The following is a 17,416-nucleotide window of genomic DNA, read 5'->3' as shown; positions in this document are numbered from 1 at the left end:
CGCGCAGAACAAAAAAAAGCAGGGCTAAGCCCTGCGTTTTAAAGAGAGTTTCGCGACAATCCACTGGACTTACAGCGCGCATATGGGCGGCCAGTGCTCCTCCCTTGACGTTGTCAGCGTCGGGCGGGTTACACCCGCCTTTCATTTTATGGCGGGGACCCTATCAAGGACATTTTGCCGCGACAAGAAGAAAATGCGGGGATATGTCACACCATGACAAAAAACTGTCACAACGGCAAAGAACGGTGCCGGCGCCCGGTCAAAAAAAGCCGGCATCGGGGCGGCTTTGCACGCGAAAAGGTGAATACCGCTTTTCGCGGATGAAGTTGCACAATATCAAAACACTGGGACATCGCGGCCGATTCGGGTTCTACTCGCGATGCGCCAGAGAATTTGGAGCCGTTCGGCGATGCCATGAAGCGCCGGATGGCTGAAGGGTTGTTCCCGGCAGTTCGGAGTTTTCATGCGCCTGTCACGCTATTTCCTCCCCGTGCTCAAAGAGACGCCGAAAGAGGCGGAAATCATATCCCACCGCCTGATGCTGCGCGCCGGCATGATTTCCCAGCAGGGCGCGGGCCTCTACGCCTGGCTGCCGCTGGGGTACAAGGTGCTGCGCAAGATCCAGCAGATCATCGAGGAAGAGCAGAACCGGGCAGGGGCCATCGAGCTTTTGATGCCTACGCTCCAGAACGCGGACCTCTGGCGCGAATCCGGCCGTTACGACGATTACGGCAAGGAAATGCTGCGCATGCAGGACCGTCACGAGCGCGACATGCTCTATGGGCCCACCAATGAGGAAATGATCACCTCGATCTTCCGCTCCTATGTGCGCTCCTACAAGGATTTGCCGCTCAATCTCTACCATATCCAGTGGAAGTTCCGCGACGAGATCCGTCCGCGCTTCGGCACCATGCGCAGCCGCGAATTTCTCATGAAGGACGCCTATTCGTTCGATCTGGACAAGGATGCGGCGGTCAAGGCCTATAACCGCATGTTCGTGGCCTATCTGCGCACCTATTATCGCATGGGCCTCACCGCCATCCCGATGCGCGCCGAAACCGGCCCCATCGGCGGCGACCTGTCGCATGAATTCATCGTCCTCGCCGACACGGGCGAAAGCGGCGTCTTCTGCCACGCCGATCTGATCGAAAAGCCCATTCCGCCCGTCGATACCGATTATACGGGCGATCTCACGGGCATCGTTGCCGATTGGACCTCGCTTTATGCGGCGACCGAGGACATGCACGACGAGGCCGATTTCGCCTCCAAGGTCCCCGAGGACAAGCGCATCGCCGCGCGCGGCATCGAGGTCGGGCAGGTCTTTTATTTCGGCACCAAATATTCCGAACCCATGGGTGCGTCCGTTACCGGTCCGGACGGCAAGGACATTCCCGTTCACATGGGCTCCTACGGCATCGGGCTCACCCGCATCGTGCCCGCCATCATCGAGGCCAGCCATGACGAGAACGGTATCGTCTGGCCGGTTTCGGTGGCGCCGTTCGAGGTGAGCCTCATCAACCTCAAATCGGGCGATGCGCAATGCGACGCGGCCAATGAAAAGCTCTACGGCCAGCTTCAGGCCGCCGGTCTCGACGTGATCTATGACGATCGCGAGACGGGCGCCGGCCAGAAATTCGCAACCGCCGATCTGGTGGGCATTCCGTTCCAGTTGATCGTCGGTCCCCGTGGTCTGGCGAGCGGCGAAGTCGAGATCAAGCACCGCAAGTCCGGCGAACGCGAAACCATCGGCATCGAGGATGCGATCGCCCGCCTCAAGGCCTTGATCGAACCCGAACGCAGGGACAACGTTTGACCTCCACCAGCCCGGCCCGGCAGCAAAAGGGCACGCGCCCGTTCTCGCGTTTCGAATGGCTGGTCTCGGGGCGATACCTGCGCGCGCGCCGCAAGGACGCGTTCGTTTCCGTCATCGCCTCGCTGACCATGATCGGCATCGCCATAGGCGTGGCCGCCCTCATCGTGGTGATGAGCGTCATGAACGGGTTCCGCGACGAATTGCTGGGCAAGATTTTGGGGCTTAACGGCCATTTCACGGCCTTTCCCATCGAACAGACCTTTGATGATTACGAGGCGGTTCGCGACAGCCTGCAGACGGTGCCCGGCGTCGTCTCGGCGGTTGCGTTCGTGGAAGGGCAGGTGCTCGTCACCGGCACCTATAATTCCACCGGCGCCAATGTGCGCGGCATGACCCTCGAGGATATCGAAAAGCTGCCCTTGCTCTATTCGAGCACCATCGCCGGCGGCTGGGAGGATTGGAACGAGCTCGAAGGCGTGGCCATCGGCTCACGCATGGCGTCTCAGCTCGGCGTCACCGTGGGCGATGCCATCACCATCGTCACCCCGAACGGGCCGCGCACGCCGCTCGGTTCGACGCCGCAGATCCGCTCCTATCCGGTCAACGTCATATTCGACGTGGGCATGGTCGAGTTCGACTCGCTCTTCATTTTCATGCCCATCCACGTCGCGCAGAACTATTTCCGCCTCTATGAGGACCGGCTGCGCGAGGGCGTGGAAGAGCTCGACATCATGGCGACCGACGAGGAAATCGACGCGGCCTATGAACGGGTCTATATGGCGACGGCGGTCGAGGTCTTCCTCGACAATCCCGATGCCACCTGGGACATGCAGCTCGCGCTCGAACAGGCGGCGGGGCGCCCCATGGTCTTCACCGATTGGCAAACCCGAAACTCCACCTTCTTTTCGGCCCTGCAGGTCGAACGGGTCGTGATGTTCACGATCCTTTCGATGATCGTGCTGGTCGCAGCCTTCAACATCATTTCAAGTCTGGTGATGCTGGTGAAGGACAAGGGCCCCGATATCGCGGTGCTGCGCACCATGGGCGCCACGCGCGCCTCGATCATGCGCATATTCTGCATCACCGGCACCGCCATCGGCTTTATCGGCACCTTCGCGGGCTTTATCCTCGGGGTCGTGCTCGCCTTCAACGCCGAGACCATCCGCGCCTGGATATCCAATGTACTGGGCATCGCGCTGTTCCCACCCGAGGTGTTCATGCTTTCGGCATTGCCCTCCCGCGTCGACCCCTTCGAGGTCTCGGCGGTGCTCATCATGGCACTGGCGCTCTCGTTCCTCGCCACGCTCTATCCCGCCTGGCGGGCCGCGCAATACGACCCCGTGGAGGCGCTGCGCTATGAGTGATGTTCTTCTCAGCCTGCGCGACGTGCACCAGACCTATGGCGACGGCGAGGGGGCGATTCACGTTCTGCGCGGCGCCGATCTCACCGTCAATCGCGGGGAAATGGTCGCCCTCGTCGCCCCGTCGGGCGCCGGAAAATCGACGCTGCTGCATATCTGCGGTCTTCTCGAACGCCCGACGGGCGGCGATGTCGATATCGACGGGGAACGGACTTCAAAGCTCGCCGACCGTCAGCGCACGCTGCTGCGTCGCCATCGCATCGGCTATGTCTATCAGTTCCATCATCTGCTCGCCGAGTTCAGCGCGCTTGAAAACGTCTCGATGCCGCAATTGATCGCAGGCGAAGGGCAGGGCACTTCCGACATTCGCTCGCGCGAACTGCTCGATCTCATGGGCATCGGGCACCGCACCGACCATCGCCCAGCCGAACTCTCGGGCGGCGAGCAGCAGCGCGTCGCCATCGCCCGCGCTGCCGCCAACCGGCCCAGCCTGATCCTCGCCGACGAGCCGACCGGCAATCTCGACCCGGCTACCTCCGACACGGTTTTTCTCGCCCTGTCCGATCTGATCCGTCAGCAACGCGCCGGCTGCATCATCGCCACCCACAACCACGACCTCGCCCGCCGCGCCGACCGCGTGGTGACCATAGTCGAAGGCAAGGTCGAGCCGCTGACGCTTTAGGACGGACGAAAAAGCAGCCTGCTGCTGTGGAGATTCTGTTGCTGGATTCCGGGAACAAATCCCGGAATCCAGCGCGGCACGCGCTACCCTCTCAGTTCTGGCACATTGCTGCCACCAAACCCCGGAACGGGCGCGCGCAACCTTTTCTTAACCACCGAACTCAACCCGTTCATGCGACATATGGACAGGAACAAAAAATGAACATATAAGAACAAAACATAAACAATGTTCAGGAGGCTTCCATGCTCGATTTCGTCAAGGATTTCATGGCCCTGGTTTCGCTCACCGCCTTCGGTGGCGTCACACTGTTCTATTTCGATATGATCACTTACCTCGCCTGATTCCCCCTGTGCATAAGCCGCCGTCACGGTGGCGCACAGTGGCTTTGAATGGCACAAGAAAGCACCAGATTTCCACGGGTTACGCTACAAATGTCCGGTCCCGGCTTCGTCCATCTCCACGTCCACTCCGCCTTCTCACTGCTCGAGGGCGCGCTGCAGTTGGGTGCGATTCTGGAGACGGCAAAAACCGACGGACAGCCGGCCATCGGCATTGCCGATACCAATAACCTCTTCGGGGCATTGGAGTTTTCCGAAAAGGCATCGTCCAAAGGCATCCAGCCCATCATCGGGTGCGAGCTCACCCTCGATTTCGGCGCCGATGCCGATAAGCCCTCCGATCGCATCAATCTGGGCAAGGGCTCGGTGGTCCTGATCGCCACCAATGCCACCGGATTTGCCAACCTTTCCGAACTCGTCTCCAAGGCCTATCAGGTCGGCAGCGACGGCAAAACCGCTGCCCATATCGATTGGGTGGTGGACCATGGCTCGGGTCTGATCTGCCTCACCGGCGGCCCCGAAGGCGCCATCGATCCCTACCTCGCCGCAGGGCTGGACACCCAGGCCGAAGCTCGCCTGAGGGTGCTCTCGCGCATTTTCGGCGACCGGCTTTATGTCGAGCTGCAACGGCACGACCGCGCCCTCGAAAACTCTGTCGAACCGCGCCTGATCGATCTGGCTTACCGTCTCGACCTGCCGCTGGTCGCGACCAACGAGCCCTATTTCCCCACGCAGGACGATTTCGATTCCCATGACGCCCTGCTGGCCATCGCAGCAGGTTCGGTGGTCGCCCAGACCGAGCGTCGCCGGCTGTCGGATCAACATTATTTCAAGACGCGCGCGGAAATGATCGCGCTGTTTTCCGATCTGCCCGAGGCCGTGGAGAACACCGTCGAGATCGCCCGACGCTGCAGCTACCGCCCGCGCACGCTTGATCCCATCCTTCCCAAATTCGCCGCAGCCGAGGGGGTAGGCGATGCCGAAGCCGTAGCCGCCGAGGGCGAGGAATTGGCCCGTCAGGCCCGCGAGGGGCTCAAGCATCGGCTCAAGGATTATGGGCACGCGCCCGAACGAACCACGGCGGAGTATGAAGACCGGCTCGAATTCGAGCTCAAGGTGATCCGGGATATGAAATTTCCCGGCTATTTCCTTATCGTTTCTGACTTTATCAAATGGGCCAAGGCCCATGATATTCCGGTCGGGCCGGGCCGTGGCTCGGGCGCGGGCTCGCTGGTCGCCTATGCACTGACCATCACCGATCTCGATCCCCTGCGCTATAATCTGCTCTTCGAACGCTTCCTCAATCCCGAACGCGTTTCGATGCCGGACTTTGACATCGACTTCTGCCAGGAGCGGCGCGAAGAGGTCATTCATTACGTTCAAGACAAATACGGCTACGAACAGGTCGCCCAGATCATCACCTTCGGTACGCTCCAGCCGCGCGCCGCGCTGCGCGACGTGGGCCGCGTGCTCCAGATGCCTTACGGGCAGGTCGACCGGATCTGTAAACTGGTTCCCAATAACCCGGCCAATCCGGTAACTCTGGCTCAGGCCATCAATGACGAGCCGCGCCTGCAGATGATGCGGGACGAGGACGAAACGGTTGCCGAATTGCTGCGGATCGCCGGCAAGCTGGAAGGGCTTTACCGCCACGCATCGACCCACGCGGCGGGCATCGTGATCGGCGATCGGCCGCTGCAAAAGCTCTTGCCGCTCTACCGCGACCCGCGTTCGGACATGCCGGTCACCCAGTACAACCTCAAATGGGTCGAGCCGGCCGGGCTGGTGAAGTTCGACTTTCTGGGGCTCAAGACGCTAACGACCATTCGCTACGCTGTCGACATGGTCAAGGAAGCGGGCGTCGATCTCGACATCGACGCCATTCCGCTGGAGGACGCGCCGACCTACAAACTCTATGCGGATGGCGACACCTACGGCATCTTCCAGTTTGAAAGTCCCGGCATGCGGCGGGCGCTCGTTGAGCTCAAGCCCGACCGCATCGAAGATCTGATCGCCATGAACGCGCTCTATCGGCCCGGTCCGATGGACAACATCCCGAGCTTCATCAGTAGAAAGCACGGGCGCGAGAAGGTGGAATATCCGCACGCCTCGCTCTCGACAGTGCTCGATGAAACCTATGGCATCATCGTTTATCAGGAGCAGGTGATGCAGATCGCCCAGCTCCTCTCGGGCTATTCGCTGGGCGAAGCCGATATGCTGCGCCGCGCCATGGGCAAGAAGATCAAGGCCGAAATGGACAAGCAGCGCGTCCGTTTCCAGGAAGGCGCGATCGCCAACGGGATCAAGAAAGGGCAGGCCGATACCATTTTCGACCTGCTCGCCAAATTCGCCAACTACGGCTTCAATAAGAGCCACGCTGCCGCCTATGCCTGGGTTTCCTACCAGACGGCCTATCTCAAGACGCACCACCCTGAGCAGTTTTACGCCGCCTCGATGACGCTCGACATGGCGCAGACCGACAAGCTTTCCGACTTCCGCCGCGAAGCCCAGAAGAAAGGGATCGAGGTCGTTCCGCCCTGCATCAATCGCTCCGAGGTCAACTTCTCGGTGCGCGATGGGCGTATTCACTATTCGCTGTGTGCGGTCAAAGGGGTGGGGCGGCAGGTCGCCGAGCATATCGTCGAGATTCGCGGAGATCGCCCGTTCAAGGACCTGGCCGATTTTGCCTCGCGCATCGATCCCAAGATCATCAACAAGCGCACGCTCGAAACCCTGATCAACGCTGGGGCGTTCGACACTATTTCCAAGCGCCGCGAGCAATTGGTCCAGGTCATCGACACGATCGTCAACACCGCGCAGCGTGAAACCAATGGCCGCGCTGACGGGATTGTCGACATGTTCGCCTCGAGCCAGCCCCAGGCCATTACCCCGCCCGAACACGTGGCGCCCTGGAGCCTGACTGAACGGCTGGCGCGGGAACATTCGGCCATTGGGTTCTATCTTTCCGCGCATCCGTTGGACGACTACCAGGAGCTGTTCGAAAAACTCCGCGTGCAGCAATGGTCCGCCTTCGAGCGGGCGGCGCGCAATGGCGCTGTCGCCGGACGTCTGGCCGGCACGCTGATCTCCCGGCAGGACCGCCGCACGCGTAAGGGCTCGACCATGGCGATCATGATGTTCTCGGACCCGAGCGGGTCTTACGAATGCATCGCCTTTTCCGAGCAGATCAACGATTTCGGCCGCTGGCTCGAAGCGGGAAAATCCGTGGTCATCGAAGTGGGGGCCGAGGCGCGGCCCGATGGGGTGCGGCTGCGCCTGATCAATTGCGAGCCGATTGACGCATCGGTCGAAAAGCTCGGGGGGCGCATGACGATCTTTGCCGGAAACGAAAGATGCCTTGGCCCCATCAAATCCCAGCTTCAGCCCGGCGGGGAGGGGGTGGTCAGCTTGGTGCTGGTCCGCGACGAGGGCGAACGCGAGTATGAAATCGAGTTGCCGGGCCAATTCCGGCTCACCCCGCAATTGGCCGGCGGCCTCAAGGCAATCACGGGCGTCGTGGACGTGCGGTTGAACTAGCGGTTTTGCTTGCTATATCAACGGGGCTGCTGTATAGGCCGCGACGTCAAATCCACATGCAGAGGCGGGTCCGTGTCGAACGGATCCATCCGGTGGTGGGGCAACCCACCTCTTTCCCTTTGCAGAGGCATAACCGGTAAAGGAGTTATACCCATGGCATTGCCCGATTTTTCCATGCGTCAGTTGCTTGAGGCCGGCGTTCACTTCGGCCACCAGAAGCATCGCTGGAACCCCAAGATGGAACGCTACATTTTCGGCGTTCGCAACGACATCCACATTCTCGACCTGAGCCAGACCGTGCCGGCGCTCTATCGCGCCCTGCAGCTCATCAGCGACACCGTCGCCGATGGTGGCCGCGTGCTTTTCGTGGGCACCAAGCGTCAGGCTGCCCCGCTCGTGGCCGAGGCCGCGCGCCAGAGTGCACAGTATTTCGTCAACTCGCGCTGGCTCGGCGGCATGCTGACCAACTGGCAGACGATTTCGAACTCCATCGCCCGCCTGCGTGAGCTCGAAGCCCTTCAGGCCGAAGGCGCCTCCGGCCTCACCAAGCGCGAACGCCTGCAGCGCAGCCGCGAGCAGGAACGCCTCGAGCGCGACCTGGGCGGCATCAAGGACATGGGCAACATCCCGAACCTGCTGTTCGTGATCGATACCAACAAGGAAGCCAACGCGATCAAGGAAGCGCGTCGTCTGGGCATTCCGGTCGTCGCCATCGTCGACACCAATTGCGATCCCGACGTCGTCGATTACCCGATCCCGGGCAATGACGACGCCTCCCGTGCGCTCGAACTCTATCTTTCGCTGGTTTCCAAGGCCGCGATCGACGGCATCTCGCGCTCGTCCTCGTCGCTGGGCCGCGATCTTGGCGCTTCGGAAGAAGTGCTCGAAGAGCCGGCGCTCGAGGCAGAGACGGCAGAACAGCCCGCCGAAGAGCAGGCCGCACAGGCCTAAATCGCGCGTTTCCGTCCGGAGGGAATGGCGCGGGATTACCGCGCGTCATCTCTCCGACACGCTTTTCCTATTATCCGTGCCCACCCCGTGCCGTGAGCGCGGAGATGAGGGCAGACAAAGAGGTATCGAGATGGCAATCAGTGCAGCAGACGTAAAACAGCTCCGCGAAATGACCGGCGTGGGCATGATGGACTGCAAGAAGGCGCTCACCGAAACCAATGGCGATATCGAAGCGGCAGTCGACTGGCTTCGCGCTCGTGGCCTGGCCAAGGCGGCCAAGAAGGCCGATCGCGTCACCGCCGAAGGCCTGGTTGGCGTTGCCACCGACGGCCGTCGCGCTGCAGTGGTGGAAATCAACTCGGAAACCGACTTCGTTGCCCGCAACGAGCAGTTCCAGTCGATCGTGCGCAACGCAGCCGAAGCGGCGCTCGCCGTCGATGGTGACGTCGAGGCGCTCGCCGCCGCTGCCTATCCGGGCACCGGCCGCACGGTTGGCGAGGAGCTGACCGAAGCGATCGCCAAGATCGGCGAGAACATGACCCTGCGCCGCGCCGCCCTGCTCGAAGTGAGCGAAGGCGTCGTGGGCACCTATGTCCACTCGGCGATTTCGGAAGGCCTGGGCCGCATCGGCGTGCTGGTCGGGCTGGAATCGTCCGGTGACAAGGACAAGCTCGAAGTGCTTGGTCGGCAGATCGCCATGCACGTCGCGGCCGTCAAGCCGATGTCACTTTCCTCCGAAGACCTCGATGCCGAGGCCGTCGAGCGCGAGCGCACCGTATTCTCCGAACAGGCCAAGGCGTCCGGCAAGCCCGACAACATCGTCGAGAAGATGGTCGAAGGCCGTATCCGCAAGTACTATGAGGAAGTGACGCTTCTGGCGCAGACCTTCGTCATCGACGGCGAGAATTCGGTCGAACAGGCCGTCAAGAACGCCGAAAAGGAAGTGGGCGCCCCCATCAAGGTGACGGGCTTCGTGCTCTTTGCTCTGGGTGAAGGCATCGAGCGGCAGGAAACTGACTTCGCCGCCGAGGTTGCCGCCGCTGCGGGCACCGCGTAACGTAATCCGAAGTATCACGGATTCGTTAGTTCAAAAGCGGGACATCCATGTCCAGACACGCCTATTCACGCGTCTTACTCAAGGTCTCCGGCGAAGTGCTCGCCGGAGACCAATCATATGGAATTGAGCCACAGTTCCTCAATGCCATCGCCCGGCAGATCGTCGATCTCACCCGGCAGGGCATCCAGGTGGCAATCGTCATCGGTGCCGGCAATATCGTCCGTGGCATGACCATTGCGGCCAAGGGCGGCGATCGCGTGATCGGCGACCACATGGGCATGCTTGGCACGGTGATCAATTCGCTGGCGCTTGGCGATGCCATTCGCAAGGCAGGGGGGCGGCCTCACGTCTTCTCGTCGGTCTCGATGCCCTCGATTTGCGACACCTTCACCCAGCGCGCCGCGATCGCTGCACTTGAGGGGGGCGCAACGGTGATCTGCGCGGGCGGAACTGGCAATCCGTTCTTCACCACCGATACCGCCGCTGCCCTCAAGGCCATCGAATTGCGCTGCGACGTTCTGCTCAAGGGAACCAAGGTGGACGGCGTCTATTCCGCCGACCCCGAAAAGGACCCTTCAGCGACCCGGTTCGAGACCATTTCCCACGCGGAGGTGATCGCGCAGGACCTGCGGGTGATGGATACTGCGGCATTTGCGCTTGCGCGGGACAACGGCTTGCCGATAATCGTCTATGCCTTGTCGGACGAGGACGGTCTGGTGGGCGTTCTCGAGGGACGAACCCCCAGTACGCGTGTTGGCTGACGCCACATTTGAAACCAAGAACTCGGGTAGAGCGCCCTCAAACGGCGAACTGCCCGCGATGACCGGGAGAAACTTGATGTCCGAAGCGTTCTCACTTGAAGACCTGCGCGTCAGGATGAAGAAATCGATCGAGTCCATGAAGGGCGATCTTGCGGGCCTGCGCACGGGCCGAGCCAGCGCCAGCCTGCTCGAGCCGATCATGGTCGATGCCTATGGTTCGATGATGCCCCTCAACCAGGTGGCGACCGTAACGGTGCCCGAGCCGCGCATGCTCAGCGTTCAGGTCTGGGATCGCTCGATGGCCGCTGCGGTCGATAAGGCGATCCGCGAATCTTCGCTGGGCCTCAACCCGATGGCTGAAGGGCAGATCATCCGCGTTCCACTGCCGGAGCTCAATGAAGAGCGCCGCCGCGAACTCTCCAAGGTCGCCCATCAATATGCCGAGCAGGCCCGTGTCGCCGTGCGTCACGTCCGCCGCGACGGCATCGAGCTTCTGCGCAAGCTCGATAAGGATGGCGAGATCGGGCAGGACGACGCTCGCGCCGAAACAGACAGAGTCCAGAAAGCGACGGACGAAGCGATCGCCGAGATCGATCAGCTCGTTGCCGCCAAGGAACAGGAAATCATGCACGTCTGAGCGGCGTCCCGCTTGGTCCCGTTCCGAGGGAACCGATGTCCACGAATCCGGCAGCAGCATCGATAGAACCCGAGCGCGACCTCAAGATTCCGCGCCATATCGGGGTCATCATGGATGGCAATGGCCGCTGGGCAAAGCAGCGGGGCCTCAGCCGTTCGGAAGGGCACCGGGCGGGCGTTGAGGCTGTGCGCCGGGCGGTGACACTGGCAATGGATTATGGCGTCCAGTGCCTGACGCTGTTTTCGTTTTCGGCCGAGAACTGGCGGCGCCCGCCGGACGAGATTCGGTTTATCTTCGGCCTGTTGCGCCGCTTTGTTGCTTCCGATCTTGAAAAGCTCGACCAGCGCAACGTGCGTATCCGCATCATCGGTGAACGCAGCGGGCTCGAAAGGGGCCTGCGCGGGATTATCGACGATGTGGAAACCCGGACCAAAGACAATACCGGGCTCGACCTGATCATTGCGTTCAACTATGGCGCCAAGGTCGAAATCGTCAACGCCACCCGGGCCATAGCCCAGAAGGTGGCTGCCGGCGAGTTGCGCCCAGAAGATATCGATGAGACCACGCTTGCCCATCATCTGGACACATCGGGCCTGCCCGATCCGGACCTGATCCTGCGCACCAGCGGCGAGATGCGGCTTTCCAATTTCCTGCTCTGGCAGTCCGCTTATGCGGAACTGGTGTTCGTGCCCGAGAATTGGCCGGACTTCGATGAGGCGGTTTTCGTTCGGGCGCTAAGGACCTACACTGGGCGCGATCGGCGGTTTGGCGGTATCAGGACGTGACGGACCAGGAGAGCAGGGGCAAATCGATATATTCGAGGCTATGGCCCTTCGGGCCGGACCTGCTGCCGCGCCTGCTTTCGGCGATCGTTCTCATTCCGCTCACGGCCATCGCCTTGGTGGCCGGCTGGGTTCCCTTTGCATTGCTGATCGCTCTGGTGATGGCGGGCTCCTATCGCGAATGGGAAACCATGATCACCGGACAGCAGGCACCCTGGCCGGGGGTGCTGTTCATGGGGCTGATCGCACTGATCGCCATCGCCTACCCGATGAACGGTGCGTGGGCGAGCGCCGTGATCTTCGGCGTGGCGATTGTCGCGGCGCTGGTCGTTAGGGCACCCAATCGACACTGGCGCATAAGCGGGCTCGTGTTTTTCGGCGTTGCCACCATTGCGTTTCTCGCCATCCGGGGCAGTTCGGGAGTCGGCATATGGGCCGGCATCTTCCTCGTATCGATCGTCTGGATGACCGATATCGGCGCTTATTTCGTCGGCCGAATCGTTGGCGGCACGAAGCTTTCGCCCGATGTATCTCCGTCCAAGACCTGGTCGGGCGCTGCGGGCGGACTGTGTGCCGGCACGCTGAGCGGAATTCTCGTGTGGTTTCTGGCGGGATGGGCACTCGATACCCCGTCACCCTTTGCCATCGGCCTGTTGATCTCGGTGGTGGTCTCGATTTCGGGGCAATTGGGCGACCTGGGCGAGAGTGCGGTCAAACGCCGCTTTGCGGTCAAGGACAGTGGCGACATAATCCCAGGCCATGGCGGTCTTATGGACAGGATCGACAGCCTGACGGTCGCTGGCATCGTGCTCTGGTGCATCGGCCTCGCCAATCGGGGCCTGGGCGCCGTGCCGCAGGGCATCCTGTTCTGGTAACCCCTCAATTGGACACATTGGCGGCTCAAAGCCAACGTGATCCCATCGAATGCAAGGGAATGCGATGATCGGCGAGCTTCCGTTCTTCCTCAATTATATCATCCCCTTTCTGGCGGTGCTGACGGTCATCGTCTTCGTCCATGAGATGGGGCACTACCTCGTCGCGCGCTGGAACGGAGTGGCCATCGATGCCTTTTCGATCGGTTTCGGCCCGGAGCTTTTCGGCTGGACGGATCGGCGCGGTACGCGCTGGCGCATCGCCGCCTTTCCGCTGGGTGGCTATGTGCGGTTTGCCGGGGACGCCAACGAAGCCAGCGTTCCCGACCCCAACGCTCCCGAACTGCAAGACCCGGCCCTTGCGCCGCATCTTTTCGCCAACAAATCCGTCTTCCAGCGCATGGCGGTCGTGGTTGCGGGGCCCTTGGCCAATATCATCTTCACCTTCCTCATCCTCTACGTGATGTTGCTCGGCTATGGCCGCCTAACGCTTGCTCCGGTTGTCGGTGAAGTGGCGCCGGAATCGCCTGCGGCCATTGCCGGCCTCGTGCCCGGCGATACGTTCCTCGCCGTCGATGGCTATGGCATTCGCGGCTTCGAGGACGTTCAGAGGATCGTTTCGACTTCGCCCGACCGCCAGGTCCCCATCGTAATCGAAAGGGACGGGGAGAGGGTGGAACTGACCCTGGTCCCGCGCTCGGAAACGGCCACCACCCGATTCGGACGCGATATCCAGATCGGGCGCATCGGCGTCAGCCGGGAAGTGGGGGAGAACGATGTCGTTCGCTACCAGCCCGGTCCCGTCGAAGCGATCGGGATGACGTTCGAGGAAATCTGGTTCATCATCGACCGCACCCTCATCTTCCTGGGCGATATCTTCATCGGCCGCGCCGATCTCGATCAGGTGGCCGGTCCGGTGGGCATGGCGCAGGTTTCCGGGGAGGTGGCGACCCTCGGTTTGTTAGCATTGGTTAACCTAACCGCACTTTTATCGCTCAATATCGGGATAATTAACCTCTTCCCAGTGCCGATGTTGGATGGTGGTCACCTGATGTACTACCTCTACGAGGCCTTGCGCGGGAAACCCCTGAGCCAGCGCGTTCAGGAAATCGGATACCGCATCGGCTTCGTCCTGGTGTGTACGCTCATGGTCGCGACGCTGATCAACGACCTGATTTAGATCGGGCGCGAGGTATCAAGGGGTTAGCGAGTGTTGCACGAAAACAGCCATGGTCATCTTTTGGCCGCGAAGCATGGGGTTTCGCCTTGCTCGTGGAGCAAAAACAGGTAAAACCTGTCGTCGGAGTATGGGGGAATCCACGTCTGGAGACGATTCCCGGCACAAAGTCTCACAAGGCAAGCAAGAACAATCATGACCAAATCAGCCAAGCTTTTGCACAGCGTCCTCCTCGCCATGGCGCTTTTTTCATTCGCGCCATTCATGGGGAGTGCGGCGTTGGTCCTGGGGGTTCCCCAGGCGCAAGCGCAGGTGGCCGAGGGAACTCAGGTTGCCGCCATCGGTTTCGACGGCAACAGCCGTTTCAACGACAATCAGCTTCAGGCCATGGTCGATGTCGCGATGCGCCGGGTTTACACCCAGGCGGGCATCGCTACCGATATCCAGACGATCCAGGCCGCTTACAGCCAAGCCGGATATTCCAACGTCACGGTGACCCATCGCGTCGAGCCGACCACGGACGGTCGGGTTCGCGTGCTGTTCGACGTCAATGAAGGCGATCGTGCCGGCATTGCCGCGATCAATTTCACCGGCAACAATTCGATGAGCTCTTCGGTTCTCAAGGGCGTTATCACCACCAAGGAAACCCATCTCCTGAGCTGGCTGTTCCGCGACGACGTCTATGCGGAAGATCGCCTGGCTCTCGATCGCGAGCGCGTTCGCCTTTATTACGCTAACCGCGGTTTCCCCGACGCGCGCGTTCTGTCGGCCGTCGCCCAGTTCGATGCCGAGCGCAATGCCTATTACATCAACTTCACGGTTGACGAAGGGCAGCGCTACAATTTCGGCAACATCGCCATCGAAACGTCGATCCCCGGTCTCAATGCCGACGCGTTGCGCGGCGACATCTCGACCGGCAGCGGTAGCCGCTATTCGCTCTCCGATCTTTCGGCGACCACGGGCGATCTGGCGATCGGTGCGACCAATCAGGGCTATCCCTTCGCGGAAGTTCGTCCGCGCATCAATCGTAACCTCGAGAACGGAACCTTCGACGTCACCTATCTGGTTGACGAAGGGCCGCGTATCTATGTCGAGCGCATCAACATCACGGGCAACACCAAGACCCGCGACTATGTCATTCGCCGCGAGTTCGACTTCTCCGAAGGTGATCCGTTCAACCGTGCGCTGGTGACCAAGGGCCGTGCCAATATCGAGGCATTGGGCTTCTTCCAGTCGGTGCAGGTGACCTCCGCTCCCGGTAGCTCGGCTGACCGTGTGATCCTCAACGTCGCCGTCGTCGAGCGCAGCACCGGTGACTATGGTGTTGGTGCCGGCTATTCGACCCGCGATGGCATCTTTGGTGAAATTTCGCTCACCGAGCGCAACTTCCTGGGGCGTGGCCAGTATCTGCGCGCTGCAATCGGGCGCTCGGAAAATGGCGAGACCTATGATTTCAGCTTCACCGAGCCGCGCTTCATGGGCCTGCGCGTTTCCGCCGGCGTCGATCTCTATCGCCGCGTAACCGGTGAGAGCAGCAACTTCACCTACAGCACCGAAACCACGGGCGGTCGCCTCCGCTTCGGAATTCCGGTTGCCGAGGATCTGACCCTCTCTACCCGTGTGGGCTTGGAGCAGGTAACCTTCTCAAACACGGGCGATGCTCCTGACTATCTCGGCGGTACACGTGATCGTCTGAGTGTTGGCTATACCCTGACCTACGACACGCTCGACAATCAGCGCCGTCCGACCGAAGGCATGATCCTGTCCTTCTCGCAGGATTATACCACGCTCACCTCCGACTTCCTGACCACCGAAGTCCGCGCCCGTGTTTACTACCCGATCTGGGAAGAAATGGGCATGGTGGCGAGCCTTCGCGGTACGGCCGGTACGGTTACCGATGTCGACGGCAATGGTATTCACCCGACCGACGCCATGCAGCTCGGCCCCGATCTGGTGCGAGGATATCGCTACGGTGGTATGGGCGCTCGGGTGGCCTCGGGCGAGAACGGTGCCGGCAACCCCGTGGGCATCCTGTCCTACGCAGGTCTCTCTGCCGAAGTCGATTTCCCGATCCCGCTTCTGCCGGAAAACTGGGGTATCCGCGGTGCGGTCTGGGGTGATGTCGGCTGGATCGACGGTATTCCGGACACCCAGGGCGTGGAGACTACTGGCCTTGGCACCGAGTTCAAGTCGTCGGTCGGCGGCTCGCTGATCTGGGAATCGCCGCTGGGCCCGCTGCGTGGTGACTTCGCTCACGTTATCGATCCAGACGATCAGGACGAAACTCAGGTCTTCCAGTTGACGCTGTCGACACTGTTCTAATCGTCCGTTTCATGGAAAAAGCTGAAACCGCGGCGCGACAATGCCGCGGTTTCTTTTTCAGGCGCCCCAATGATCGACAATCGTTTTCATGAATGTACCGGCCCGATCCGGCTGTCGGACCTGCTCGTATCGTCCGGCAATGGCGATCTGGCCGCCGCGCTTGCATTGGACCCGATAATCGAGGGCGCGAGCGATCTTTCCGACGCAAGCGCCGCCGCCATATCTTTTGCTGCGAGTCGGGCATATGCCGACCAGCTCTCGGCCAGCGGGGCAGGGGTCGTTCTGGTCACCGCCGAGCTCGCGGAGGCAGTGGCGCAAGATGCGTTGGCAGTCGTGTGCGCAAATCCCTATGACGTTTTCGTCGATGTGCTCAACGTGCTCTATCCCGATGACAGCGCAGCGGTCGTGCGGTCTTCGACGCGGACCGAACCGGCGCCGCTCATCGAGCCGGGGGTGATCATGGGGGCGGGCGTCGTGATCGGCGCCGGAGCGCAGATCGGATCGGGCACCGTCATCGGCGCCAACACCACCATCGGCGCAGGCGTTGCGATTGGGCGGAACAGCGTCATCGGCTCCAACGTCTCGATCGAATGCGCTTATCTGGGTAACGAAGTCGTCCTGCAGCCCGGCGTGGTGATCGGCGCGGAAGGTTTCGGCTTCCAGTTACGGGCCGACAGGCACCGCAAGATTCCGCAACTGGGCCGAGTCATCATCCAGGATCGCGTCGAATTGGGCGCCAACACCACTGTCGATCGCGGAACGCTTGGGGATACCGTAATCGGCGAGGGTTCCAAGATCGACAATCTTGTCCAGATCGGCCACAACTGCCATATCGGGCGCAACTGCGTTATTTCCGGCATGTGCGGGCTCAGCGGCTCCACCATTCTCGAGGATGGTGTGGTGATGGGCGGCAATGTCGGAAGTGCGGGACATCTGCGCATCGGTGCGAATTCCCGCATTCTCGCGCGTTCAGGAATTACCCACAGCTTTCCGCCGGGCTCCAATATTGCCGGAGCGCCCGCGCAGGATGTAAGGATGTGGAAGCGCGAGATCGCGGCGATCAGACGACTGGCGAAAGGGGATAAGGTTTGAGTACGCTCAGTGAGGATACGGCCCGGCAGGCCGG

The 17,416-nt window shown here is 61.3% G+C and carries 13 protein-coding genes; all 13 read left to right on the top strand.

Annotation, left to right across the window (positions count from 1 at the left end):
• Window positions 1-463 precede the first annotated feature (463 nt).
• Window positions 464-1,813: a proline--tRNA ligase gene (gene proS, locus V4T21_RS06375; RefSeq protein WP_332714585.1), complete on the top strand. Its 1,350-nt coding sequence runs from the start codon at window positions 464-466 to the stop codon at window positions 1,811-1,813.
• Window positions 1,810-3,177: an ABC transporter permease gene (locus V4T21_RS06370; RefSeq protein ID WP_332714583.1), complete on the top strand. Its 1,368-nt coding sequence runs from the start codon at window positions 1,810-1,812 to the stop codon at window positions 3,175-3,177. Before proS ends, V4T21_RS06370 begins: the two co-directional genes overlap by 4 nt.
• The gene (locus V4T21_RS06365) at window positions 3,170-3,856 is read left to right on the top strand and encodes an ABC transporter ATP-binding protein (RefSeq protein ID WP_332714581.1); all 687 of its coding nucleotides are present in this window, start codon (window positions 3,170-3,172) and stop codon (window positions 3,854-3,856) included. The genes V4T21_RS06370 and V4T21_RS06365 overlap by 8 nt, the downstream gene beginning before the upstream one ends.
• Window positions 3,857-4,287: 431 nt before the next feature.
• The gene (gene dnaE, locus V4T21_RS06360; RefSeq protein WP_332714579.1) at window positions 4,288-7,731 is read left to right on the top strand and encodes a DNA polymerase III subunit alpha; all 3,444 of its coding nucleotides are present in this window, start codon (window positions 4,288-4,290) and stop codon (window positions 7,729-7,731) included.
• 153 nt (window positions 7,732-7,884) lie between these two features.
• Window positions 7,885-8,682 (top strand): 30S ribosomal protein S2, encoded by a 798-nt coding sequence (gene rpsB / locus V4T21_RS06355; protein ID WP_332714577.1) that lies wholly within the window; start codon window positions 7,885-7,887, stop codon window positions 8,680-8,682.
• Window positions 8,683-8,812: 130 nt separating this feature from the next.
• Complete coding sequence (tsf, locus tag V4T21_RS06350) at window positions 8,813-9,739, top strand: translation elongation factor Ts (RefSeq protein ID WP_332714575.1); 927 nt, start codon at window positions 8,813-8,815, stop codon at window positions 9,737-9,739.
• Window positions 9,740-9,786: 47 nt separating this feature from the next.
• Window positions 9,787-10,500, top strand: coding sequence for a UMP kinase (pyrH, locus tag V4T21_RS06345; protein ID WP_332714572.1), 714 nt, complete (start codon window positions 9,787-9,789; stop codon window positions 10,498-10,500).
• A 76-nt stretch (window positions 10,501-10,576) separates the two neighbouring features.
• On the top strand, window positions 10,577-11,137 hold the full coding sequence (gene frr, locus V4T21_RS06340) for a ribosome recycling factor (RefSeq protein ID WP_332714570.1): 561 nt from the start codon (window positions 10,577-10,579) through the stop codon (window positions 11,135-11,137).
• Between the two features lie 35 nt (window positions 11,138-11,172).
• On the top strand, window positions 11,173-11,922 hold the full coding sequence (locus tag V4T21_RS06335; protein ID WP_332714568.1) for an isoprenyl transferase: 750 nt from the start codon (window positions 11,173-11,175) through the stop codon (window positions 11,920-11,922).
• Window positions 11,919-12,794, top strand: a complete 876-nt coding sequence (locus V4T21_RS06330; RefSeq protein ID WP_332714566.1) for a phosphatidate cytidylyltransferase — start codon at window positions 11,919-11,921, stop codon at window positions 12,792-12,794. Before V4T21_RS06335 ends, V4T21_RS06330 begins: the two co-directional genes overlap by 4 nt.
• 64 nt (window positions 12,795-12,858) lie before the next feature.
• Window positions 12,859-13,971, top strand: a complete 1,113-nt coding sequence (rseP, locus tag V4T21_RS06325; RefSeq protein WP_332714564.1) for an RIP metalloprotease RseP — start codon at window positions 12,859-12,861, stop codon at window positions 13,969-13,971.
• A 192-nt stretch (window positions 13,972-14,163) separates the two neighbouring features.
• Window positions 14,164-16,290 (top strand): outer membrane protein assembly factor BamA, encoded by a 2,127-nt coding sequence (bamA, locus tag V4T21_RS06320; RefSeq protein WP_332714562.1) that lies wholly within the window; start codon window positions 14,164-14,166, stop codon window positions 16,288-16,290.
• A 69-nt stretch (window positions 16,291-16,359) separates the two neighbouring features.
• Window positions 16,360-17,382, top strand: a complete 1,023-nt coding sequence (gene lpxD / locus V4T21_RS06315; protein ID WP_332714560.1) for a UDP-3-O-(3-hydroxymyristoyl)glucosamine N-acyltransferase — start codon at window positions 16,360-16,362, stop codon at window positions 17,380-17,382.
• Window positions 17,383-17,416: the final 34 nt, after the last annotated feature.

This window comes from Pelagibacterium mangrovi (genome assembly GCF_036662815.1).
GTDB classification, from domain to species: domain Bacteria; phylum Pseudomonadota; class Alphaproteobacteria; order Rhizobiales; family Devosiaceae; genus Pelagibacterium; species Pelagibacterium mangrovi.
The sequence above is the reverse complement of the archived record's forward strand: the minus strand, read 5'-3'. Positions and strand labels throughout refer to the sequence as shown.